16 protein-coding genes and 1 riboswitch are annotated in these 22,008 nt (G+C 74.0%); of the genes, 11 read left to right on the forward strand and 5 right to left on the reverse strand.

Translation table 11 applies throughout. From position 1 onward, the window contains the following. The first annotated feature begins 140 nt into the window (after nt 1–140). The 8 genes from ACH4TL_RS19650 (at nt 141) to cobM (ending at nt 10,388) form a co-directional block, all read left to right on the forward strand. Complete coding sequence (locus ACH4TL_RS19650) at nt 141–1,346, forward strand: cytochrome P450 (protein WP_398315717.1); 1,206 nt, start codon at nt 141–143, stop codon at nt 1,344–1,346. Nucleotides 1,347–1,670: 324 nt separating this feature from the next. Next, entirely contained in the window at nt 1,671–3,566 is a 1,896-nt protein-coding gene (gene mutA, locus ACH4TL_RS19655; protein WP_398315719.1) for a methylmalonyl-CoA mutase small subunit, read from the forward strand. Further along, nucleotides 3,566–5,803 carry a methylmalonyl-CoA mutase gene (gene scpA, locus ACH4TL_RS19660; RefSeq protein ID WP_398315721.1) on the forward strand — a complete coding sequence of 746 codons (2,238 nt, stop codon included), beginning with the start codon at nt 3,566–3,568 and terminating at the stop codon, nt 5,801–5,803. The genes mutA and scpA overlap by 1 nt, the downstream gene beginning before the upstream one ends. Next, complete coding sequence (gene meaB / locus ACH4TL_RS19665) at nt 5,803–6,798, forward strand: methylmalonyl Co-A mutase-associated GTPase MeaB (RefSeq protein ID WP_398315723.1); 996 nt, start codon at nt 5,803–5,805, stop codon at nt 6,796–6,798. The genes scpA and meaB overlap by 1 nt, the downstream gene beginning before the upstream one ends. A 9-nt stretch (nt 6,799–6,807) precedes the next feature. Then, the gene (locus tag ACH4TL_RS19670; RefSeq protein WP_398315725.1) at nt 6,808–7,524 is read left to right on the forward strand and encodes a (2Fe-2S)-binding protein; all 717 of its coding nucleotides are present in this window, start codon (nt 6,808–6,810) and stop codon (nt 7,522–7,524) included. 37 nt (nt 7,525–7,561) lie between these two features. Further along, nucleotides 7,562–8,317 carry an acyltransferase gene (locus tag ACH4TL_RS19675; RefSeq protein WP_398315727.1) on the forward strand — a complete coding sequence of 252 codons (756 nt, stop codon included), beginning with the start codon at nt 7,562–7,564 and terminating at the stop codon, nt 8,315–8,317. 68 nt (nt 8,318–8,385) lie between these two features. Continuing rightward, nucleotides 8,386–9,627 carry a precorrin-6y C5,15-methyltransferase (decarboxylating) subunit CbiE gene (cbiE, locus tag ACH4TL_RS19680; RefSeq protein ID WP_398315729.1) on the forward strand — a complete coding sequence of 414 codons (1,242 nt, stop codon included), beginning with the start codon at nt 8,386–8,388 and terminating at the stop codon, nt 9,625–9,627. Then, entirely contained in the window at nt 9,624–10,388 is a 765-nt protein-coding gene (cobM, locus tag ACH4TL_RS19685) for a precorrin-4 C(11)-methyltransferase (protein ID WP_398315731.1), read from the forward strand. The genes cbiE and cobM overlap by 4 nt, the downstream gene beginning before the upstream one ends. A 566-nt stretch (nt 10,389–10,954) precedes the next feature. Here cobM and ACH4TL_RS19690 read toward each other — a convergent pair. Further along, on the reverse strand, nt 10,955–12,097 hold the full coding sequence (locus ACH4TL_RS19690; RefSeq protein ID WP_398315733.1) for a cobalt-precorrin-5B (C(1))-methyltransferase: 1,143 nt from the start codon (nt 12,095–12,097) through the stop codon (nt 10,955–10,957). Nucleotides 12,098–12,150: 53 nt separating this feature from the next. Between ACH4TL_RS19690 and ACH4TL_RS19695 the strand changes: the two genes are divergently transcribed. After that, nucleotides 12,151–12,909: a cobalt-precorrin-6A reductase gene (locus ACH4TL_RS19695; RefSeq protein ID WP_398315735.1), complete on the forward strand. Its 759-nt coding sequence runs from the start codon at nt 12,151–12,153 to the stop codon at nt 12,907–12,909. Here the strand turns inward: ACH4TL_RS19695 and ACH4TL_RS19700 are convergent. The 3 genes from ACH4TL_RS19700 to cobG are packed head-to-tail and all read right to left on the reverse strand — an operon-like array spanning nt 12,894 to nt 16,484. After that, nucleotides 12,894–14,429, reverse strand: coding sequence for a precorrin-2 C(20)-methyltransferase (locus ACH4TL_RS19700; RefSeq protein ID WP_398315737.1), 1,536 nt, complete (start codon nt 14,427–14,429; stop codon nt 12,894–12,896). The two genes, ACH4TL_RS19695 and ACH4TL_RS19700, sit on opposite strands and share 16 nt — an antisense overlap. Beyond that, nucleotides 14,426–15,067 (reverse strand): precorrin-8X methylmutase, encoded by a 642-nt coding sequence (locus ACH4TL_RS19705; protein WP_398315739.1) that lies wholly within the window; start codon nt 15,065–15,067, stop codon nt 14,426–14,428. Before ACH4TL_RS19705 ends, ACH4TL_RS19700 begins: the two co-directional genes overlap by 4 nt. A 40-nt stretch (nt 15,068–15,107) precedes the next feature. Beyond that, entirely contained in the window at nt 15,108–16,484 is a 1,377-nt protein-coding gene (gene cobG, locus ACH4TL_RS19710; protein ID WP_398315741.1) for a precorrin-3B synthase, read from the reverse strand. A 58-nt stretch (nt 16,485–16,542) separates the two neighbouring features. After that, nucleotides 16,543–16,694: riboswitch (cobalamin riboswitch) on the forward strand. 32 nt (nt 16,695–16,726) lie between these two features. On the opposite strand from cobG, the gene cobN reads away from it, so the two are divergent. Next, entirely contained in the window at nt 16,727–20,356 is a 3,630-nt protein-coding gene (gene cobN, locus ACH4TL_RS19715; protein ID WP_398315743.1) for a cobaltochelatase subunit CobN, read from the forward strand. A 35-nt stretch (nt 20,357–20,391) separates the two neighbouring features. On the opposite strand, the gene ACH4TL_RS19720 is transcribed toward cobN, so the two are convergent. Then, nucleotides 20,392–20,634, reverse strand: a complete 243-nt coding sequence (locus ACH4TL_RS19720) for a hypothetical protein (protein WP_391172777.1) — start codon at nt 20,632–20,634, stop codon at nt 20,392–20,394. A 243-nt stretch (nt 20,635–20,877) separates the two neighbouring features. Between ACH4TL_RS19720 and ACH4TL_RS19725 the strand changes: the two genes are divergently transcribed. Next, nucleotides 20,878–21,948: a cation diffusion facilitator family transporter gene (locus ACH4TL_RS19725; RefSeq protein WP_398315746.1), complete on the forward strand. Its 1,071-nt coding sequence runs from the start codon at nt 20,878–20,880 to the stop codon at nt 21,946–21,948. Nucleotides 21,949–22,008 lie beyond the last annotated feature (60 nt).

Genomic DNA, 22,008 nt, shown 5'->3' on the forward strand with positions numbered 1-22,008 from the left:
ACGGGAGGGGACCAAGGACGAGGTGGCCCTGGACGGGGGTCGGGGCCGCCCGTGGCGCAGGCGGCGTCGGGGAGATTCAGCCCCGGCGCCGCCTCCCGGCCACCGCGACGGACGACGGCACTCAACTAAGGTCGGGAGCCATGCCGAACACCGCTGACACCGCCGATACCGCCGCGCTGATCGAAGATCTGTATCCCGCCCTGGCCGCGCTCCGGGAGGCCGGCCCGGTCCACCGGATCGCCGGTACCGACGGTCGGCCCGCCTGGCTGGTCACCCGCTACGACGACGTACGGCGGGCGTTCGCCGACCCGCGCCTCTCGCTGGACAAGCGCCACGCCGCGCCCGGCAACTACAGCGGCTTCTCCCTGCCGCCCGCCCTCGACACCAACCTGCTCAACATGGATCCCCCGGACCACACCCGGGTGCGCCGCCTCGTGGTCAAGGCGTTCACCCCCGGCCGGGTCGAGAAGCTGCGCGAACCGGTCCGGCGGGTCGCCGGGGAACTGCTCGACGCCGTCGAGGCCGACGGCCGCGCCGATCTGCTCGCCGCGTACGCCGGACAGCTGCCCATCATCGTCATCTGCGACCTGCTGGGCGTCCCGGAGGAGGACCGCCGGGACTTCCGCGCCTGGAGCGACGCCCTGATCACCCCGGACCCGGCGCGGCCGCAGGGGGCGAAGGAGGCGGTCGGCGCCATGCTGCGCTTCTACACCGACCTCCTGGCGAAGAAGCGCGCGGAGCCCGGCGACGATCTGCTGTCCGACCTGATCCGGGTGCGCGACGACGAGACGGAGGGCGGCGACGACCGGCTCAGCGAGGACGAGCTGACCTCGCTGGCCTTCCTCATCCTGCTCGCGGGCTACGAGAACACCGTCCACCTCATCGCCAACTCCGTGCTCGCCCTGCTCGACCACCCCGCGCTCCTCGAAGAGCTGCGCGAGGACCCCGCCCGCATCCCGGCCGCCTTCGACGAGCTGGCCCGCTACGAGGGCCCGGCCGCCCTCGCGATCCGCCGCTTCCCCCGGGAGGACATCGAAATCGGCGGGGTGACGATCCCCGCCGGGGAGACCGTGCTGCTCTCCGTGGCCTCGGCGCACCGCGATCCGACGCGTTTCGAGGACCCGGACGCGCTCAATCCACATATTGGCCGATCCGGGCACCTTGCCCTCGGTCACGGCATCCACTACTGCCTCGGCGCACCGCTGGCCCGGATGGAGACCGACATCGCTCTGGCCACGCTGTTGTCCCGTTTTCCCGGGTTGCGTCTGGACGTGCCGAGGGAGGCGCTGCGATGGCGCCCTTCCATGCGCGCACGTGGCCTGATCTCGCTCCCCGTGACCTGGTGAACGAGGAAGCGAACAGATTTTTGATGCATAACCCTCGGTGGATGCGGTAAAAAGGTCATCGAGCCCGCCCGGTGTGCATCCCCCGTCGCACCGGGCGGGCCTTCTGCGTGAGGGCATTCCCATTCGGTGGCCATTCGGTGGCCGCGCCGCGCCACGGCCCCCGCGAACCCCTCCTCGGCCCGCCGCCAGGGCAACCCCTACGGCCCCTGTAAACCCCTGACTTACCGGCCGGTAATCGGTCGGAACCGGGCATCCGGGGCCGAGAGTAAGCTCACAGCCCTACCCTCTGCTCCGGCTTTAGCCCAGGCCATTAGCCTCCCTTTCATGACGGTCCTGCCCGACGGGCTTCCCCTAGCCGATGAATTCCCGGATGTGACGCGAGACGAGTGGCATCGCCTCGTGGAAGGCGTGCTGCGCAAAACCGGCGCGTCGGACGCCACGGGCGTACGCGCCGAAGAGGCCCTCGCGACCGAGGTCGAGGACGGCATCACCGTCCGCCCCCTCTACACATCCCAGGACGCCCCCCAGGACCCCGGCCACTCCGGCTACCCGGGCTTCGCCCCGTATCTGCGCGGTGCGCGCGTCGCGGGCTCCGCGGTCTCCGGCTGGGACGTACGCCAGCGGCACGCCCACCCGGACCCGCACACCACCAACCGGGCCGTCCTCACGGACCTGGAGAACGGCGCCGGGTCGGTGTGGCTGGCGGTCGGCGAGGGCGGCGTGGCCGTCGACGCGCTGCCCGAGGCCCTGGCCGGTGTCTACCTCGACCTCGCCCCCGTCGTCCTCGACGCGGGCGCCGACTTCGAGGCCGCGGCGCGCGCCCTGCTGCGGCTGTACGCCGACCGTCAGGTGCCGCCGCACGCGGCGCTCGGAAACCTGGGCGCCGACCCGCTGGGCCTGGTGGCCCGCACCGGCCGGGACGCGGACCTGCCCGCCCACCTGGCCGCCGCCGCCGAACTGGCCGTCACTTGCTACCGCGACCACCAAGGCGTCCGGGCCCTCACCGTGGACGCGCTGCCGTACCACGAGGCGGGCGGCGGGGTGGCCCAGGAGCTGGGCTGCTCGCTGGCTGCCGGAGTGGCGTACCTGCGCGCGCTGACCGAGGCCGGGATGACGATCGAGGCGGCCTGCGCCGAGCTGGAGTTCCGCTACGCGGCCACCGCCGACCAGTTCACCACCATCGCCAAGCTGCGCGCCGCCAGGCGGCTGTGGGCGCGGGTGGCGGAGGCGTGCGGGGCGGGGACGGCCCCGGAATGCGCCCAGCGCCAGCACGCCGTCACCTCGCCGGTGATGATGACCCGGCGCGACCCCTGGGTGAACATGCTCCGCACCACCGTGGCGAGCCTGGCCGCCGGGGTCGGCGGCGCGGACGCGGTCACGGTGCTGCCGTTCGACAGCGCGATCGGCCTGCCGGACGACTTCGCCCGCCGTATCGCCCGCAACACCTCCACGGTCCTGCTGGAGGAGTCGGGGCTGGCCCGGGTGATCGACCCGGCCGGCGGCTCCTGGTACGTCGAGTCGCTGACCGAGGAGATCTGCCGCGCCGCGTGGGCCTGGTTCCAGGAGATCGAGGGGGCCGGGGGACTGGCCGCCGCGCTCGCCTCCGGGCTGGTACGCGACCGGCTGGCCGCCACCTGGGAGCGCCGCTCCCGCGACCTCGCCCGCCGCAAGGAGCCGATCACCGGCGTGAGCGAGTTCCCGAACCTGGCCGAGCCGCCGGTCGCGCGCGAGGCCGCGCCGGAGCGGCCCGGCGGCGGGCTGCCGCGGGTGCGCCGCGACGAGGCGTACGAGGCGCTGCGCACCCGCTCCGACGCGCACCTGGCCGACCGGGGCACCCGGCCCCGGGTGTTCCTGGCCGCGCTGGGACCCGCGGCCGTGCACACCGCCCGCGCCTCCTTCGCCGCCAACCTCTTCCAGGCGGGCGGTATCGAGGCCGTGCAGGAACCGGCCACGGTGGACGCCGAGTCGGTGGCCGGGGCGTTCGCCGCGAGCGGCGCCACGGTGGCCTGCCTGTGCTCCAGCGACAAGCTGTACGCGGAGCAGGCGGTGGCCGTGGCCGAGCGGCTGAAGGCCGCCGGGGCGGCGCGGGTCCTGCTGGCCGGACGGCCTGGGACACTTCAGGACGAGTACGAGCGGGCCGGGGTGGACGGTTTTGTCCACGTCGGCTGCGACGCGGTCGAGGTGCTGTCCTCGGCCCTGGACACCATGGGGGTGCGGTGATGGGCGGCAATCCGGTGGAAGCGGGCGGGATCCCGGATTTCTCGGCCGTCGAGTTCGACGGACCGGCCGACGAGCGGGCGACCGGCGGCGCCGGTTCCGCCGCCTGGGCCGCCGCCGTGCAGGACAGCGTCGGCAAGGGCGTCGAGGACCTGGTGTGGGACACCCCCGAGGGCATCGGCGTCAAGCCGCTGTACACCGCGGACGACCTCGACGGGCTGGACTTCCTGGACACCTATCCGGGCGTGGCCCCGTATCTGCGCGGCCCGTACCCGACGATGTACGTCAACCAGCCCTGGACGATCCGGCAGTACGCTGGCTTCTCCACCGCGGAGGAGTCCAACGCGTTCTACCGCCGCAACCTGGCGGCCGGGCAGAAGGGCCTGTCGGTCGCCTTCGACCTGCCCACCCACCGCGGCTACGACAGCGACCACCCCCGGGTCACCGGTGACGTCGGCATGGCGGGCGTGGCCATCGACTCGATCTACGACATGCGGCAGCTCTTCGACGGCATCCCGCTGGACCGGATGTCGGTGTCGATGACGATGAACGGCGCGGTGCTGCCCATCCTCGCGCTCTACATCGTGGCCGCCGAGGAGCAGGGCGTACCGCCCGAGAAGCTGGCCGGGACCATTCAGAACGACATCCTCAAGGAGTTCATGGTCCGCAACACCTACATCTATCCGCCGCAGCCGTCGATGCGGATCATCTCCGACATCTTCGCCTTCACCTCGCAGCGGATGCCGCGCTACAACTCCATCTCCATCTCCGGCTACCACATCCAGGAGGCCGGGGCCACGGCCGACCTGGAGCTGGCGTACACCCTCGCCGACGGGGTGGAGTACCTGCGGGCCGGGCTCGACGCCGGGATGGACGTGGACGCGTTCGCGCCGCGGCTGTCGTTCTTCTGGGCGATCGGCATGAACTTCTTCATGGAGATCGCCAAGCTGCGGGCGGCGCGGCTGCTGTGGGCCAAGCTGGTCAAGCAGTTCGACCCGAAGAACCCCAAGTCGCTTTCGCTGCGCACCCATTCGCAGACCTCCGGCTGGTCGCTGACCGCGCAGGACGTCTACAACAACGTGACCCGTACGTGCGTCGAGGCCATGGCCGCCACCCAGGGCCACACCCAGTCGCTGCACACCAACGCCCTCGACGAGGCCCTGGCGCTGCCCACCGACTTCTCCGCCCGCATCGCCCGCAACACCCAGCTGCTGCTCCAGCAGGAGTCGGGCACCACGCGGGTGATCGACCCGTGGGGCGGCAGTGCCTACGTCGAGAAGCTGACGCACGACCTGGCGCGGCGGGCCTGGCAGCACATCGAGGAGGTCGAGGCGGCCGGTGGCATGGCCAAGGCCATCGACGCGGGCATCCCCAAGATGCGCGTCGAGGAGGCCGCGGCCCGCACCCAGGCGCGGATCGACTCGGGCCGCCAGCCGGTGATCGGTGTCAACAAGTACCGGGTGGACAGCGACGAGCAGGTCGAGGTCAGGGCGGTCGACAACTCCTCGGTGCGCGCCCAGCAGTTCGAGAAGCTGCGGCGGCTGCGCGCCGAGCGCGACGAGACCGCCTGCCAGGACGCGCTGCGCGCGCTCACCGCGGCCGCCGAGTCCGGCCCGGGCACGGGCCTGGAGGGCAATCTGCTGGCACTCGCCGTGGACGCCGCCCGGGCCAAGGCCACCGTCGGGGAGATCTCCGACGCGCTGGAGAAGGTCTATGGCCGCCACTCCGGCCAGATCCGTACGATCTCCGGTGTGTACCGAGACGAGGCCGGACCGTCGTCCGGCGTGGACCGCACCCGCGCGCTGGTGGAGAAGTTCGAGACCGCCGAGGGCCGCCGCCCCCGCATCCTGGTCGCCAAGATGGGCCAGGACGGGCACGACCGCGGCCAGAAGGTGATCGCGACCGCCTTCGCCGACCTGGGCTTCGACGTCGATGTCGGCCCGCTGTTCCAGACGCCGGAGGAGGTCGCCCGGCAGGCGGTGGAGGCCGATGTGCACATCGTCGGCGTCTCGTCGCTGGCCGCCGGCCACCTCACGCTGGTGCCCGCGCTGCGCGAGCAGCTGGCCGAGGCGGGCCGCGAGGACATCACCGTGGTCGTCGGCGGCGTCATCCCGCCGCAGGACGTCCAGACCCTGCACGAGGCCGGTGCCGCCGCCGTCTTCCTGCCGGGCACGGTCATCCCGGACGCCGCCCACGACCTGGTGCGGAAGCTGGCCGACGACCTCGGCCACGAGCTGTAATGCCACGGACGATCGACATCGAGGAGTACGCCAAGGGCGTGCTCGACGGGAAGCGCGCGTACATCGCCCGCGCCATCACCCTCGTCGAGTCCACCCGGGCCGACCACCGCGATCTCGCCCAGCGGCTGCTGATCGAGCTGCTGCCGCACACCGGAGGGGCGCGGCGGGTCGGCATCAGCGGGGTGCCGGGGGTGGGCAAGTCGACCTTCATCGACGCCCTGGGCACCATGCTCACCGGGCTCGGCCACCGGGTCGCGGTGCTCGCCGTCGACCCGTCCTCCAGCCGGACCGGCGGCTCCATCCTGGGCGACAAGACCCGGATGGAGCGGCTGGCCGTCGACCCGAACGCCTTCGTACGGCCCTCGCCGAGCGCCGGGACGCTCGGCGGGGTCGCCCGCGCCACCCGCGAGTCCATGGTGGTGATGGAGGCCGCGGGCCACGACGTGGTGCTCGTGGAGACCGTCGGCGTCGGCCAGTCCGAGACCGCCGTCGCGGGCATGGTCGACACCTTCCTGCTGCTCTCCCTGGCCCGCACCGGCGATCAGCTCCAGGGCATCAAGAAGGGCGTCCTGGAGCTGGCCGACGTCGTCACCATCAACAAGGCGGACGGCTCCCATGCCCGGGATGCCAAGTCCGCGGCCCGCGAACTGGCGGGCGCGCTGCGGCTGTTGCAGCCCCCGGACGCCCCGTGGAACCCGCCGGTGCTCACCTGCTCGGCACGCGAGAACACCGGGCTCGACGTGGTGTGGGAGCGGCTGGAGCAGCACCGCAGGGTGCTGGGGGCCACCGGCGCACTGGAGGCCAAGCGCCGCGACCAGCAGGTGGGCTGGACCTGGTCCATGGTGCGCGACCAGCTGCTCGCCCGGCTGCACGCCCACCCCGAGGTGCGTCGGCTGGCGCCCGGCCTCGAACAGGAGGTCCGCGACGGCACGCTGACGGCGACGCTGGCGGCGGACCGGCTGCTGGAGGCGTTCCGTACGCCGACCGACGGCTGAGGGGCCGACGTGGCATGGGCCGCCGAGGTGGGGCCGTTCTTCGCGCTGCGCACCGGCTCCGGTGATCCGGACGCCGAGGGGTACGCGCCGATCGGCGCGGCCTACCGGCTGACGGATGAGGGCGCCGCCGCGCCCCTGCTGCGCGCCCGGGTCGAGGCGGTGGCCACGAGCCTGTGCACCGAGGAGCCGAGGGTCGCGGCCTCCCTCGCCTTCCAGGGGCTCGCCGCCCGCGTATGGTCGCTCGCGCTCGGCCCCGCCGCCCTCTCCGGCACGGTCCGCGACCTCCGCCCCGACCAGCTGTGGTGGAACCCGGCGCGCACCGCGCCCGACGACCTGTGGTGGCCCGGTCCGCCGCGGCTGATGGGGGAACCCGGCGGGCTCGCCGGACAGTTCGCCGATTCCGCGTACGCCCATCTGACGCCGCTGCACCACGCCGTCAGCCGCGCGTACCGGGTCTCGGACCGGCTGCTGTGGGGCAACGCCGCCTCGGCGCTGGTGGGTTCGCTGCGGGTGCTGCACGACTGGTGCCGGGCGCGGGGGCTGGACGAGGCGGGGGAGCGGGCGCTGGCCGTGGCCCGCGCCCAGTTCGCGTACCCGCCGCTGCGCGACACGGGGGAGCTGGCCACCGTGCCGCTCGCCTTCCGGCGCCGCACCTGCTGCCTGTACTACCGGGTGCCGGGCGGCGGCCTGTGCGGCGACTGCGTGCTGCGGAAGTCACCTGACTGACGCGGACGGACGGGCCGATACTCGATACGGTGTGCGAATGCCGATGAACGAGAACGTGTTCTCATCCTGGCGGGCGTGGCGCCGCCGCGCGACCTCCAGGCTGGTGCACCGCGGATGGCGCGCCGTCCAGCGCGCGGGCGCGGTGACCGCCGAGCGGCCAGGACCGTACCGCTTCGCCCGCATCGGCACCGGTACCCGGCTGGCGTTCCCCCAGGGCACGGTCTTCGGCGAACCGTGGATCGAACTCGGCGACCACTGCGTCATCGGCGAACAGGTGACCCTCACCGCGGGCATGATGCCCGGTGTGGACCTCGGCCCCGATCCGGTGCTGCGCCTCGGCAACGGGGTGGTGCTGGGCCGCGGCAGCCATGTCATCGCCTCCCGGGACGTGGTGTTCGGCGACGACGTGTTCTGCGGCCCGTACGTCTACGTGACCAGCGACAACCACTCGTACGACGACCCCCACCAGCCCATCGGCCGCCAGTGGCCGCGCTCCGCCCCCGTCGAGATCGGCTCCGGCAGCTGGCTGGGCGCGGGCGCGGTGATCCTGCCCGGGGCGCGGCTGGGCCGCAACGTCGTCGTCGCGGCCGGGGCGGTCGTACGGGGCGAGGTGCCCGACCACGCCGTGGTCGCCGGGGCGCCCGCCCGCGTCATCCGGCGCTGGGGCCCCGAGGACGGCTGGCAGCCGCCGCTGCGGACGCCCGCGCCCCGGCCGATACCCGCGGGCATGACGGTGGAGCAGCTGCTGGCGCTGGCCGAAGCGGAGCCGGAGCCGGAGGCGGGAACGTCGTAGCAGGTCAGTAGAGTGCGGTGGGAACTTCGGCCGCAGCCCCGGCCGCCCCGCGAACCACGAGGAAACCAGTGAGCCCACCACCCACCCCCCTGACCGTCGTCGGCATCGGCGCCGACGGATGGGACGGGCTCGCCCCGGGCGGTCGCGAGGCGCTGCGCACGGCCGAGGCCGTCATCGGCGGCCCGCGCCAACTCGACCTGCTGCCACCGGACTGCGCCGCCGAGCGGGTCCCCTGGCCCTCGCCCCTGCGCCCCGCGATTCCCGGGCTGCTCGCCGCGCACGCCGGGCGCCGGATCTGTGTGCTGGCGAGCGGCGACCCGATGTTCTTCGGCATCGGCCGCACCCTCACCGAGCTGCTGGGCCCGGACGCGCTGCGGGTGCTGCCGCACCCCTCGTCCGTCTCCTACGCGTGCGCACGGCTCGGCTGGGCGCAGGAGGACACCGAGGTGATCAGCCTCGTCGGCCGCCCTCTCGCCTCCCTGGCCCGCGCCCTGTACCCCGGCCGCCGGGTGCTCGTCCTCAGCGCCGGTGCCGGGACCCCGGCCGAGGTCGCCGGGCTGCTGCGGGACCGCGGCTTCGGCCCGACCCGGATGCGGGTCCTGGAACAGCTGGGCGGAGTACGGGAACACACCGTCGAGGGCACCGCCGAGGCGTGGCCCCACCCGCCGGGCGACCCCCTCAACGTCATCGCCCTCGACTGCGCCCCGGCCCCGTCCCCGGACGCCCCGCGGCTGTCCGCCGTCCCCGGGCTGCCGGACGCCGCGTACGCGCACGACGGCCAGCTGACCAAGCGCCACATCCGCGCCGCCACCCTCGCCGCCCTCGCCCCCGCCCCGGGCGAACTGCTGTGGGACGTCGGCGGCGGCTCCGGCTCCATCGCCGTGGAATGGATGCGCGCCCACCCCGCCTGCCGCGCGGTGTCCGTCGAACGCGATCCGGTACGCGCGACACGCATCACCCACAACGCCACCGCCCTCGGCGTCCCCGCCCTGCGCGTCGTCACCGGCGCCGCCCCGGCCGCCCTCGACGGACTGCCCACCCCCGACGCCGTCTTCGTCGGCGGCGGCGCCACCGCCCCCGGCCTGCTGGACGCCTGCTGGGACGCCCTCCCGCCGGGCGGCCGCCTCGTGGTCAACACCGTGACCCTCGAATCCGAAGCCCTGCTCACCACCTGGTACACCCGCCACGGCGGCGACCTCGTCCGCCTCGCCGTCTCCCACGCCACCCCCGTGGGCGGCTTCACCGGCTGGCGCCAGGCGATGCCGGTCACCCAGTGGTCCACCACCAAACCGGACGGAGAGACACGATGACCGTGTACTTCATCGGCGCGGGCCCCGGCGCCGCCGACCTCATCACCCTGCGCGGCGCGCGAACCCTCGCCCGCTGCCGGGTGTGCCTCTACGCGGGCAGCCTCGTCCCGCGCGAACTGCTGGCCGAATGCCCCCCGGACGCCCGGCTCGTCGACACCGCCGGGCTCGACCTCGACCAGATCACCGCCGAGTTCGCCGCCGCCCACGAGGCGGGACACGACGTGGCCCGGCTGCACTCCGGCGACCCCGCCGTCTTCAGCGCCGTCGCCGAGCAGATGCGGCGCCTCGACGCGGCCGGGATCCCGTACGAGGTCGTCCCCGGCGTCCCGGCCTTCGCCGCCGCGGCCGCCGCGCTGGGCCGGGAACTGACCGTGCCGACCGTCGGCCAGACCGTCATCCTCACCCGCATCGCCCAGCAGGCGACCCCCATGCCCGACGGCGAAGACCTCGCCACCCTCGGCCGCAGCCGCGCCCTGCTCGTCCTGCACCTCGCCGCCCGCTACGTGGACCGCGTGGTCGACGAACTCCTCCCGCACTACGGCCCCGACTGCCCGGCCGCCGTGGTCGCCATGGCCAGCCGCCCCGACGAACTGGTCCTCCGCGGCACCCTCGCGGACATCGCGGCCCAGGTGAAGGCGGCCGGCGTAGTCCGCACGGCCGTCATCATGGTGGGCCGAACCCTGGCCGCCGCCCAGTTCCGCGACAGTCACCTCTACTCCCCGGACCGCGACCGCTCCCCGTACGACACCTCCGCCCCCTGACCGCCCCGGCTCCGCGCCTGGCACCGCTCGGTCCCGCCCGCCGCCTCCCGCGTCGTGAACCGTGCGCGGCGCGTGCCGGGCTGCGTGCTGGCGCCGCCTCTCGCTCCGGGGGTGTACCGCGCCTCGCGCCCGGCGGGTAGGACGCTCCTGCCGGTCGGGTACGCACTTTGCGTCGCGCGGGTGCCGTGCCTCGCGTCGGGCGGCTTTCGTGCGTACCGAGCGGGACCGCGCCCCGCGTCGCCCGCGGGGCTGCCGCATGGCGGCGTACGCGCACCCCACGCCGCGTAGCGTCCGAGCCCCGTGCCAGGGGAGGCGCCGCGCTCCACGCTGCGCCGGCGCCGCGTCTAGCGTCAGGTGCGTACCGCGACTCGCGCCGGGGAGGCCGCTCCTGCCGGTCGGGTTGCGCACTTCACGTCGCGTGGCCGGTGTGCCTCACGTCGGGTGGCTTCCGTACTTCGTGCCGCGTGGGGGCCTGGGCTCCGTGCCCGGGGAGGTGCTGCGTCCCGTATCCCGGGAGCGCCGCCCCGCGCCGAGCGGGGTGGCGTATCGCACCGCGCGTCCGTGCGTCAGGCGTCTCGTGGGCCGCGCGGGGCAGCGCGGCCCACGACCGTGCCTGCCCGGTCTATGCAGATCACGTCCACCGCGACCGGGGCGCCGCGCAGGACGCCCAGGGCCGTTTCGCGGGCCGCCGCGGCGACCAGGTCGCCCAGGGGGACGGCTCGGGCCGCGCACAGGTGCAGCGTCTCCAGGCCCGTGTTGGCCGACGCGATCGCGGTCGCCAGGTCCTCGTCCGCGCCGCCGCGGCGGGCCAGGGTGGCGAGGAACGTCTTGTCGACCTGGGAGCGGGAGGAGTGCAGGTCCAGGTGGCCCGCGGCGAGTTTGGAGAGCTTGGCGAAGCCGCCCGCTATGGTCAGCCGGTCCACCGGGTGGCGGCGCAGGTACTTGAGGACGGCGCCCGCGAAATCGCCCATGTCGAGCAGGGCGTCCTCGGGCAGTCCGTGTTCGGCCACCGCCACCTTCTCGGAGGTCGACCCCGTACATCCCGCCACATGCCGCCGCCCCGCCGCCCGCGCCACGTCGACCCCGCGCCGGATGCTGTCGATCCAGGCCGAGCAGGAGTACGGCACCACGATGCCGGTCGTCCCGAGGATGGACAGGCCGCCGAGGATGCCCAGCCGGGGGTTCCACGTGCTGCGGGCGATCTCCTCGCCGTGGTCGACGGCGATCTCGATCTCGACGTCACCGCTGCCGCCGTGGCGGGCGGCGACTTCGGCGATGTGGTCGCTCATCATCTGGCGCGGCACGGGGTTGATGGCCGGTTCGCCCACCGCGAGCGGCAGTCCGGGGCGGGTGACGGTGCCGACGCCGGGTCCGGCCCGGAACACCACGCCGCGGCCCGGCGGCAGGGCCCGCACGGTGGCCCGTACGAGCGCGCCGTGCGTGACGTCGGGATCGTCCCCGGCGTCCTTCACGACCGCGGCCATGGCCCGGTCAGCGGCCAGCTCCTCGGCCGCCAGGGCGAACGCTGGCCGCTGGCCCTTGGGCAGCGAGATGGTCACCGGATCGGGGAAGTCGCCGCTGAGGAGCGCCGTGTACGCGGCGGTCGTCGCGGCCGTGGCACACGCGCCGGTGGTCCAGCCGTGCCGCAGCCCGGTCCGTTCCAGCTGCGCGCCGCGCCCCCCGCTCACGCCGGTCTCCGCCTCAGCCATGGGCCACCCGCCGCGCATACGATGACGGGCGCACGGACGACGAAAGGCACCCGATGAACAGCGCACCGGCGCGCCATGTGCTCATCCTGGGCGGCACCACCGAGGCCCGCCGCCTCGCCGCGGAGCTGGACGGCGATCCCGCCCTGCGCGTCACCAGTTCCCTCGCGGGCCGGGTCGCCGCACCGCGACTGCCCGCCGGGCAGGTGCGGATCGGCGGGTTCGGGGGCCCCGAGGGCATGGCCCGCTGGCTCCGCGAGCACCAGGTGGACGCGCTCATCGACGCCACCCATCCTTTCGCCGACACGATCAGTCACAACGCGGCCCGTGCGGCCGCCGCCGTCCATGTTCCCCTGCTCGCCCTGCGCCGCCCCGGCTGGGTGGCGGGTCCGGGCGACCGGTGGCATCCGGCGGCCTCACTGGAGGAGGCCGCGCGGCTGCTGCCCGACCTGGGGGAGCGGATCTTCCTCACCACCGGCCGCATGGGATTGGCGGCCTTCGCCCACCTCACCGACCGGTGGTTCCTGGTCCGCTCGGTGGACGCCCCGCAGCCCCCGGTGCCGCCCCGCATGGAGGTGATCCTCGACCGGGGCCCGTTCACCCTCCAGGACGAAGCCGCGCTGCTGAGCCGCCACCGCATCGACGTCCTGGTCACCAAGGACAGCGGCGCCGGGGCCACGGCACCCAAGCTGACCGCGGCCCGGGACGCCGGAATCCCGGTGGTCGTCGTCCAGCGGCCACCGGCCCCGGAGGGGGTTCCGGTGGCCCGGACCCCCGCCGGGGCCATTGCCTGGCTTCGTCACCCCTCGGGGTAGCGGCGGGGCGTCCAGACGATCTCGGTGCCGTCGCCGCGCCGGACCGTGCGGGTCTGGGAGGAGCCGATGAGCAGGATCGTGCGCATGTCCACGTCGGCCGGGTCGAGGTCGGCCAGGCGGATGATGCGGACGGACTCCTCGGGGCCGCCGATGTCGCGGCCGAGGACGACCGGGGTGTCCGGCGCGCGGTGTTCCAGCAGGAGTTCGCGGGCCTTGCCGACCTGCCAGATCCGGCTGCGGGAGCCGGGGTTGTACAGGGCGAGGACCAGGTCGGCGGCGGCCGCGGCGCGCAGCCGCCCGGCGATGACCTCCCAGGGCTTGAGCCGGTCGGACAGCGAGACGACGGCGTAGTCGTGGCCGAGCGGGGCGCCCGCGCGGGCGGCGGCGGCGTGGGCCGCGGTCATGCCGGGCAGCACCCGGACCGGGACGTCGCGGTACGGCTCCTCGGACGCGGCCTCCAGAACGGCGGTGGCCATGGCGAACACGCCGGGGTCGCCCGAGGAGACGACGGCGACACGCCGACCGCGCCGGGCGAGGTCGAGGGCGAACTCGGCGCGCTCGGCCTCGACCTTGTTGTCGGAGGGGTGACGCCGCTGGCCGGGGCGTACCGGGACCCGGTCCAGATAGGTGGTGTAGCCGACCAGATCCTCAGCGGCGGCCAGTTCACCGCGCGCCTCGGGGGTGAGCCACAGCGGACCGGCCGGGCCGAGGCCCACCACCACGACCTCGCCGGGACGCCCGGACACGGCGGCGGCCGGGGCGTCGATACGGCTCGGCAGCACCGCCACCGAGAAGTACGGCACCGACGACGGGTCGACCTCGTCCAGCCGCCCGGTGCGCTCCGCGCTCATCGTGGCGCGCTCCACGTACCGCGCGTCGGCGAGCCGCCCCGAACGCTCCAGGGCGCGCCGCACGGTCGGGAAGGTGCGGCCGAGCTTCATGACCGCCGCGGCGTCGGTCGTCGCGAGGCGCGCCGTCAGCTCCTCCTCGGGCAGGGTGCCCGGCAGGACCGTCAGCACCTCCTCGCCCTCCACCAGCGGCGCGCCGAGCCGCGCGGCCGCCGCGCTCACCGAGGTGACGCCGGGGATCACCTCGGTGGGGTAGCGGTCGGCGAGCCGCTTGTGCATGTGCATGTACGAGCCGTAGAACAGCGGATCGCCCTCGGCCAGCACCGCGACCGTGCGCCCCGCGTCCAGATGCGCGGCGAGCCGCGCGGCCGCCTCCGTGTAGAACTCCTCCATCGCGCCCCGGTAGCCGCCCGGATGGTCGGTGCCCTCCGTGGTGACCGGGTAGACCAGCCGCTCCTCGATGTGGTCGGGCCGCAGATGCCGCTCGGCGATGGAGCGGGCGATGCTGCGGCCGTGCCGGGCGCTGTGGTACGCGACCACATCGGCCTCGGCGATGACCTCCACCGCCCGTACCGTCATCAGGGACGGGTCGCCGGGGCCGAGGCCCACGCCGTACAGCCGGCCCTGCGGACCCTCGACCGGGCGCGTCGCCTGTCGCTGCTGCTCGCTCACTCTTCCTCGCTCGCTATCGCGTTGATCGCGGCCGCGGCGATGGCGCTGCCGCCGCGTCGGCCGCGCACCACCAGATGGTGGGGCGCCGCCGGATGTACGGCCAGCGCCTCCTTGGACTCGGCGGCGCCGATGAACCCGACCGGCACACCGATGACGGCGGCCGGGCGCGGCGCGCCCTCTTCGAGCATCTCCAGCAGCCGGAACAGCGCGGTGGGCGCGTTGCCGACCGCCACGACCGAACCCTCGAGACGGTCCCGCCACAGCTCCAGCGCGGCGGCGCTGCGCGTCGTCCCCATGCGCCGCGCCAACTCCGGTACGGCGGGGTCGGACAGCGTGCACACCACGTCGTTGCCGGCGGGCAGCCGCCTGCGGGTGACGCCGCTGGCGACCATCTGCGCGTCGCAGAACACCGGCGCCCCGGCGCGCAGCGCCTCCCGGGCCCGCGCGACCACCTCGGGCGTGTACGCGAGGTCCTTGACCAGGTCGACCATGCCGCATGCGTGGATCATCCGCACCACCACCTGGCTGACGTCGGCGGGGAGCCCGCCCAGGTCCGCCTCGGCGCGGATGGTGGCAAAGGAGGCGCGGTAGATGGCCGCTCCGTCCTTCTCGTAGTCGAACACTGTGTCCTCGATCATGTCGTTGATCATGCCGTCATGTCGTTGCTGATGCCGTTGCTCATGCGGTTTCGCGGGCCGTCGCCACGGCATCCGCCAACCGCTCCGCCGCCACGTCCGTCCCGCGGCCGCTCGCGCCGTCCGGCTCCCGCGGGTCGCGCACGGTGAGCCGGTAGTCCGTACCGGAGGTGGCCAGCGCGTCCACCCAGCGGCCGCCGGGGTGGCCGCAGCGCCGCTCGCAGCCGGAGAAGTACACCGGCGGCGCGTCGGGGGAGCGGGGAGCGCCCGTACGAGGGGCGTCCGCCACCGCGCGCGCCGCGTGGGCGCGCACATCGGCCAGGGACTTGGCGCAGCCCGGCTGCCCCGTGCACGCGCCGACCCCGACCCATGGGGAGTCCGGATCGGTCACCAGCCCCGCGTCGGCCACCTCGCGCGCAGCGGCCCGCGCGCCGTCCGCGGTGAACCCCGGGAGCACCACGCCGCGCCAGGGTGTCACACGCAGATCGCCCGACCCGTGCCGGGCGGCGAGCCCGGCGAGCAGCCGCCACCGCGCCGCGCGGACCCGGCCCAGGGGAACGAGGACGGACACGGCGTGGCGCCCGTCCGGCCCGGACACCACGCCCGGCGCGGGCGGCGCGCCGGGCTTCGGCGCGCTCGGCACGTCGTGTCCGATACGTACGGCTTCGACACCCTCGTCCGCGAGTCGCGCCGCCAAGCCCTCGGCCGTCACGGCGTGTTGCGCGGGCAGTTCGCGCACCCGCCACGCCCGCGTACCGCTTTCCCGGGTCCGGGTCAGGAACTCCACGGCGGCCAGTGCGGCGGCGCGTGATGCGTCCTCCGCCCGCACCTCCAGCGCACACCCGGAGCCCACGCCCAGCACCGCTCCGTCATCGCGGGTTGCGATCAATGTCACATCCGCGCCGAGTGCGCCCACATCGCCTCGGCCGTCGTCCATCGCGAACAGGAAACGGCCCGACAAGCCGGACAGCTCCGCCCACGTACCGGCGCACAGCGCGGCGTCCAACTCCCGCGCCCACGCGGCGACATCGCCGCATCCGGCGCCGTCAAGGCCGCTCAGCGGAGACGCCACGATGTTGCGCACCCGGTCGTACCGGTCGGAGGGCAGCAGCCCGGCGGTCCGCAGCGCGGCCGCCAGCTCGCCGCCGCATCCCGTGTCCAGGCCCCGGACCTGGAGATTGCCCCGTGAGGTGAGGTCGAGCCGACCGTCCCCCAGCTCCTCGCACACCCCCGCCAGCGCCTCCGCCTGACCAGCCGTCAGCAGGCCGCCCGGGATGCGGACGCGCGCCAGGGAGCCGTCGTCCGCCGGGTGCAGCCGCAGCGCGCCGGGGCAGGCGTCATCGCGTCCGCGCGCCCGCCGCGAGGGCGCTCCGGAGGGCGCTTCATCCGCAAGTGGGCCGGTTGTCGGGGGGAGGGACATGGCGGCGAGCATACCGACGTCCGGTCGGCCCTCACCGTCCCGTACCAGGTCAGCAACGCCTACTATGCTCTTCGGCGGGCCGTCTGGCCCGCCGGACGCACAAGACGGCGTCTAGGGGAGGAAACCGGTGCGAATCCGGTGCGGTCCCGCCACTGTGAGCACGACAGCCCGCCGTGCGAGCCAGGAACTCCTGCCGTCTTCCAACCCGCCCGGGGCGCGGACCCCGAGGAAGGCACTGAGCCATGATTCTGCTGCTGTCGACGTCCGACACCGACCTGCTCAGTGCCCGCGCGGCCACGGGCCCGGTGCCGTACCGCCTCGCCAACCCGGCGCGGCTCCCGCTCGACGACCTGCCCGGCCTCCTCGACGGGGTCGAACTCGTCGTCGTGCGGCTGCTCGGTGGCATCCGTGCCTGGGAGGACGGCCTCGAAACCCTGCTCGCCGGCGATCTGCCCGTCGTCGTCCTCAGCGGTGAACAGGCCCCTGACGCCCAGCTCATGGAGGCGTCCACGGTCCCCGTCGGGATCGCCGCCGAGGCGCACGCCTACCTCGCCCACGGCGGGCCCGCCAACCTCGACCAGCTGGCCCGGTTCCTGTCCGACACCGTGCTGCTCACCGGCCACGGCTTCGAACCGCCCGCCCCCGCCCCCACCTGGGGCCCGCTGGAGCGCACCGCCCGCGAGGACGTGACCGGCCCGACGGTCGCCGTGCTCTACTACCGGGCCCACCACATGAGCGGCAACACCGCCTTCGTGGAGGCGCTGTGCCGGGCCGTGGAGGACGCCGGGGCCCGCCCGCTGCCGCTGTTCGTCGCCTCCCTCCGGGCCCCCGAGCCCGAGCTGATCGACGCCCTCGGCGCGGCCGACGCCATCGTCACGACCGTGCTCGCCGCGGGCGGCACCCGCCCCGCCGACGCCTCGGCGGGCGGCGACGACGAGGCGTGGGACGCGGGCGCGCTCGCCGCGCTCGACGTCCCCGTGCTCCAGGCGCTGTGCCTGACCTCGCCGCGCAGCGCGTGGGAGGAGAACGACGAGGGCCTTTCACCGCTGGACGCCGCGACCCAGGTCGCCGTCCCGGAGTTCGACGGACGGCTGATCACCGTGCCGTTCTCCTTCAAGGAGGTCGACGAGGACGGGCTGCCCGTCTACGCCGCCGATCCCGAGCGCGCCGCGCGTGTCGCCGGAATCGCGGTACGACACGCCCGGCTCCGCCACATACCGGCCGCCGACAAGCGCCTCGCGCTCGTCCTGTCCGCGTATCCCACCAAGCACTCCCGCATCGGCAACGCGGTCGGCCTCGACACCCCCGCGAGCGCCGTCGCCCTGCTGCGCCGACTGCGCGCCGAAGGGTACGACTTCGGCCCCGAGGAGGGCGACGGGGCGCTCCCCGGCCTGGCCTCCGGCGCCGGAGACGAACTGATCTACGCCCTCATCGAGGCAGGCGGCCACGACCAGGACTGGCTGACCGAGGAGCAGCTGGCCAAGAACCCGGTCCGCATCCCGGCCGCCGACTACCGCCGCTGGTACGCCACGCTGCCGCGGGAGCTGCGCGACGCGGTCGAGGAGCACTGGGGCCCGCCGCCCGGCGAGATGTTCGTGGACACCAGCCGCGACCCCGAGGGCGAGATCGTGCTCGCCGCGCTGCGCCACAACAACCTCCTGGTCGTCATCCAGCCGCCGCGCGGCTTCGGCGAGAACCCCATCGCCATCTACCACGACCCCGACCTGCCGCCCTCGCACCACTACCTGGCCGCCTACCGCTGGATGGCCACCCCCGAGGCCGACGGCGGCTTCGGCGCCGACGCCATGGTGCACCTGGGCAAGCACGGCAACCTGGAGTGGCTGCCGGGCAAGAACGCGGGGCTGTCCGCCGCCTGCGGCCCCGACGCCGCACTCGGCGACCTGCCGCTGATCTACCCCTTCCTGGTCAACGACCCCGGCGAGGGCACCCAGGCCAAGCGCCGCGTCCACGCCACCCTGGTCGACCACCTCGTCCCGCCGATGGCGCGCGCCGACTCCTACGGCGACATCGCCCGGCTGGAACAGCTGCTGGACGAGTACGCCGCCATCTCCTCCATGGACCCGGCCAAGCTGCCCGCCATCCGCGCCCAGATCTGGACCCTGATCCAGGCCGCCCGGCTCGACCACGACCTGGGGATGGAGGAGCGGCCCGACGACGAGGGCTTCGACGACTTCCTGCTGCACGTCGACGGCTGGCTGTGCGAGGTCAAGGACGCCCAGATCCGCGACGGACTGCATGTCCTCGGCGGCGCGCCGACCGGCCCCGAGCGCGTCAACCTCGTGCTGGCCATCCTGCGCGCCCGCCAGATCTGGGGCGGTACGTCGGCGCTCCCCGGGCTGCGCGAGGCGCTGGGCCTGGACGAGTCGGCCGCCACCCGCACCGGCGCCGACGAGGCCGAGGAGCGCGCCCGCACCCTCGTGCAGGCGATGGAGGACGCGGACTGGGCCCCGGAGGCAGCCGAGAAGGCTGTCCTGGACCTGCCCGAGGTCCAGCGGGCCGCGGTCATTCCGATCCTGGAGTTCGCCGCCCGCGAGGTCGTGCCGCGCCTCGCCGCCACGACCGACGAGATCGACCACGCGGTCCACGCCCTGAACGGCGGTTTCGTGCCCGCGGGGCCGTCCGGATCGCCGCTGCGCGGGCTGGTCAACGTCCTGCCGACCGGCCGCAACTTCTACTCCGTCGACCCCAAGGCCGTGCCCAGCCGCCTGGCCTGGGAGACCGGCCAGGCGCTCGCCGACTCGCTGCTGGAGCGCTACCGCGCCGACAACGACGGCCAGTACCCGCGCTCGGTCGGCCTGTCGCTGTGGGGGACGAGCGCCATGCGCACCTCCGGCGACGACGTGGCCGAGGCGCTGGCTCTGATGGGCATCCGCCCCGTGTGGGACGACGCCTCACGGCGAGTAACGGGACTCGAACCCGTGCCCGCCGATCAGTTGGGCCGCCCGCGCGTCGATGTCACGCTGCGCATCAGCGGTTTCTTCCGCGACGCCTTCCCGCACGTCGTCGGGCTGCTGGACGACGCCGTACGGCTCGCCGCGTCCCTCGACGAGGCCGACGACGTCAACTACGTACGCGCCCACACCCGCGCCGACCTCGCCGAGCACGGCGACGAGCGCCGCGCCACCACCCGCATCTTCGGCTCCCGGCCGGGGACGTACGGCGCGGGGCTGCTCCAGCTCATCGACAGCCGCGACTGGCGCACCGACGCCGACCTCGCCGAGGTCTATACGGTGTGGGGCGGCTACGCCTACGGCCGCGGTCTGGAGGGCCGCCCGGCGCGCGAGGAGATGGAGAGCGCGTACCGCAGGATCGCGGTCGCCGCGAAGAACACCGACACGCGCGAGCACGACATCGCCGACTCGGACGACTACTTCCAGTACCACGGCGGCATGGTCGCCACCGTGCGCGCGCTGAAGGGCACCGCCCCGGCCGCGTACATAGGCGACTCCACCCGCCCCGAGACGGTGCGCACCCGAACCCTGCACGAGGAGACCTCCCGGGTCTTCCGGGCCCGGGTGGTCAACCCGCGCTGGATCGAGGCGATGCGCCGCCACGGCTACAAGGGCGCGTTCGAGCTCGCCGCCACCGTCGACTACCTCTTCGGCTACGACGCCACCACGGGCGTGGTCGCCGACTGGATGTACGACAAGCTGGCCCAGACCTATCTGCTCGACCAGGAGAACCGCGCGTTCCTGGAGGAGGCCAACCCCTGGGCGCTGCACGGCATGGCCGAGCGGCTGCTGGAGGCCGAGAGCCGGGGCTTGTGGGAGCAGCCGGACCCGGAGGTGCTGGAGCGGGTCCGGGAGCTGTTCCTGGAGACGGAGGGCGGCCTGGAAGGCGGGGACGACTGAGCGGGTCCCCTCGGTGAAGTGGAACGGGCGGTGGCTCAGCCGGAGGACGGCCGGGCCGCCGCCCGGATCCGGTCGGGCCAGGGCGGGCAGTTGATCAGTTCGGTCCACTCGCGGTCGTAAGCGCCGGGCACCGCCCGCCCCGCGGACGACCAGCGCTCGACCAGCGCCGCGTAGATCGGTACGCAGCTCGACTGGTGAAGCGTCTGGTGAACCGTTCCGCCGCCTTCGGTGCTCCGGTCCAGCGCTCTGCTCGGCTGCGAGAGAGAACGGCGTCGCATCGTCGTCGTCATGTTCGGCCAACGCGCCGCGCCCCGCGGGGTCACCTCCTTCGCGCCGACCTCACCCGCACCGGCGTGGCCTCGTACACATCAGCGACCGGTGATCGGCCGCCCGGGTGAGGCCCGTTCGGGACCCCGGTGCGCTGCGCATTTCCCCTCCCCTGGCAATGAAAAGCGTTGCCGAATTCATAAGGCAATGCCACCTGATAACCGTGTCCATTGCAGCCTTTGGAGAATTCTCCGATGTGCTGTTCAATTGCCGCTGTCCATAAGGTGAGGCGAGCCGAGGAGGAGCGGGTGGGAGCCCATACGCACGGACACGGCGAGGGTCATGGGGGGCATACGCACGGTGTGGCGGAGAACGCCGACCGGCGGTGGCTGTCCATCGCACTCGCGCTGATCACCGGTTTTATGCTGGTGGAGGTCGTGATCGGCGTGATCGCGCGTTCGGTGGCGCTGCTTTCGGACGCGGCGCACATGCTCACCGACGCCGCGTCGATCGTCCTCGCGCTCATCGCGATCCGGCTTTCGGCCCGGCCCGCCCGCGGCGGCTATACATATGGGCTCAAGCGGTCGGAAATCCTTTCCGCGCAGGCCAATGGGCTTTCCCTGCTGCTGCTCGGCGCATACCTCGGCTACGAGTCGGTGGAGCGGCTGATCGACCCGCCCGAGGTGACCGGTGGTCTGGTGCTGACCGTCGCGCTCGTCGGGGTCGTGGTGAACATCGTGGCGGCGTGGTGCATGTCGAAGGCGAACCGCTCCTCGCTGAACATCGAGGGCGCCTTCCAGCATGTGCTGAACGACCTCTACGCCTTCATCGCCACCGCGATCGCCGGACTGGTCGTGGTCACGACGGGCTTCGCCCGGGCCGACGCGATCGCCGGTCTCATCGTGGTCGCCCTCATGATCAAGGCGGGTGTGGAACTGCTGCGGGCCTCCGGGCGCGTCCTGCTGGAGGCGGCTCCCGCCGGGGTCGAGCCCGACGAGATCGGGAGCCTGCTGGCCTCCCGCGCCGAGGTGGCCGAGGTGCACGATCTGCACGTCTGGCAGATCACCTCGGGCGAGGTCTCGCTGTCCGCCCATGTGCTGGTCGCGGCGGAGGGCGACTGCCACGCGGTCCGGGAGGATCTGGAGGCGGTGCTGCGCGACAAGTACGGCATCACCCACACCACGCTCCAGGTGGACCACCTCGACACCGCGCCCCCGCGGGCCCGGGAGGGCGGGGACGAGCACGGTCTCGCGGACGAACCGCTCGTCGACCACTGCCTGACCGCCCACGGCCCGGTCCACCGGGCGACGGCGCACGACCACTGACGGGGGCCATCCCGCGAGGGGCCCGGGTGCGGACGTCCGCACCCGGGCCCTACGGCGATG

Origin of the sequence: Streptomyces sp. NPDC021115, from assembly GCF_044333065.1 — a bacterium.
Classification (GTDB): domain Bacteria; phylum Actinomycetota; class Actinomycetes; order Streptomycetales; family Streptomycetaceae; genus Streptomyces.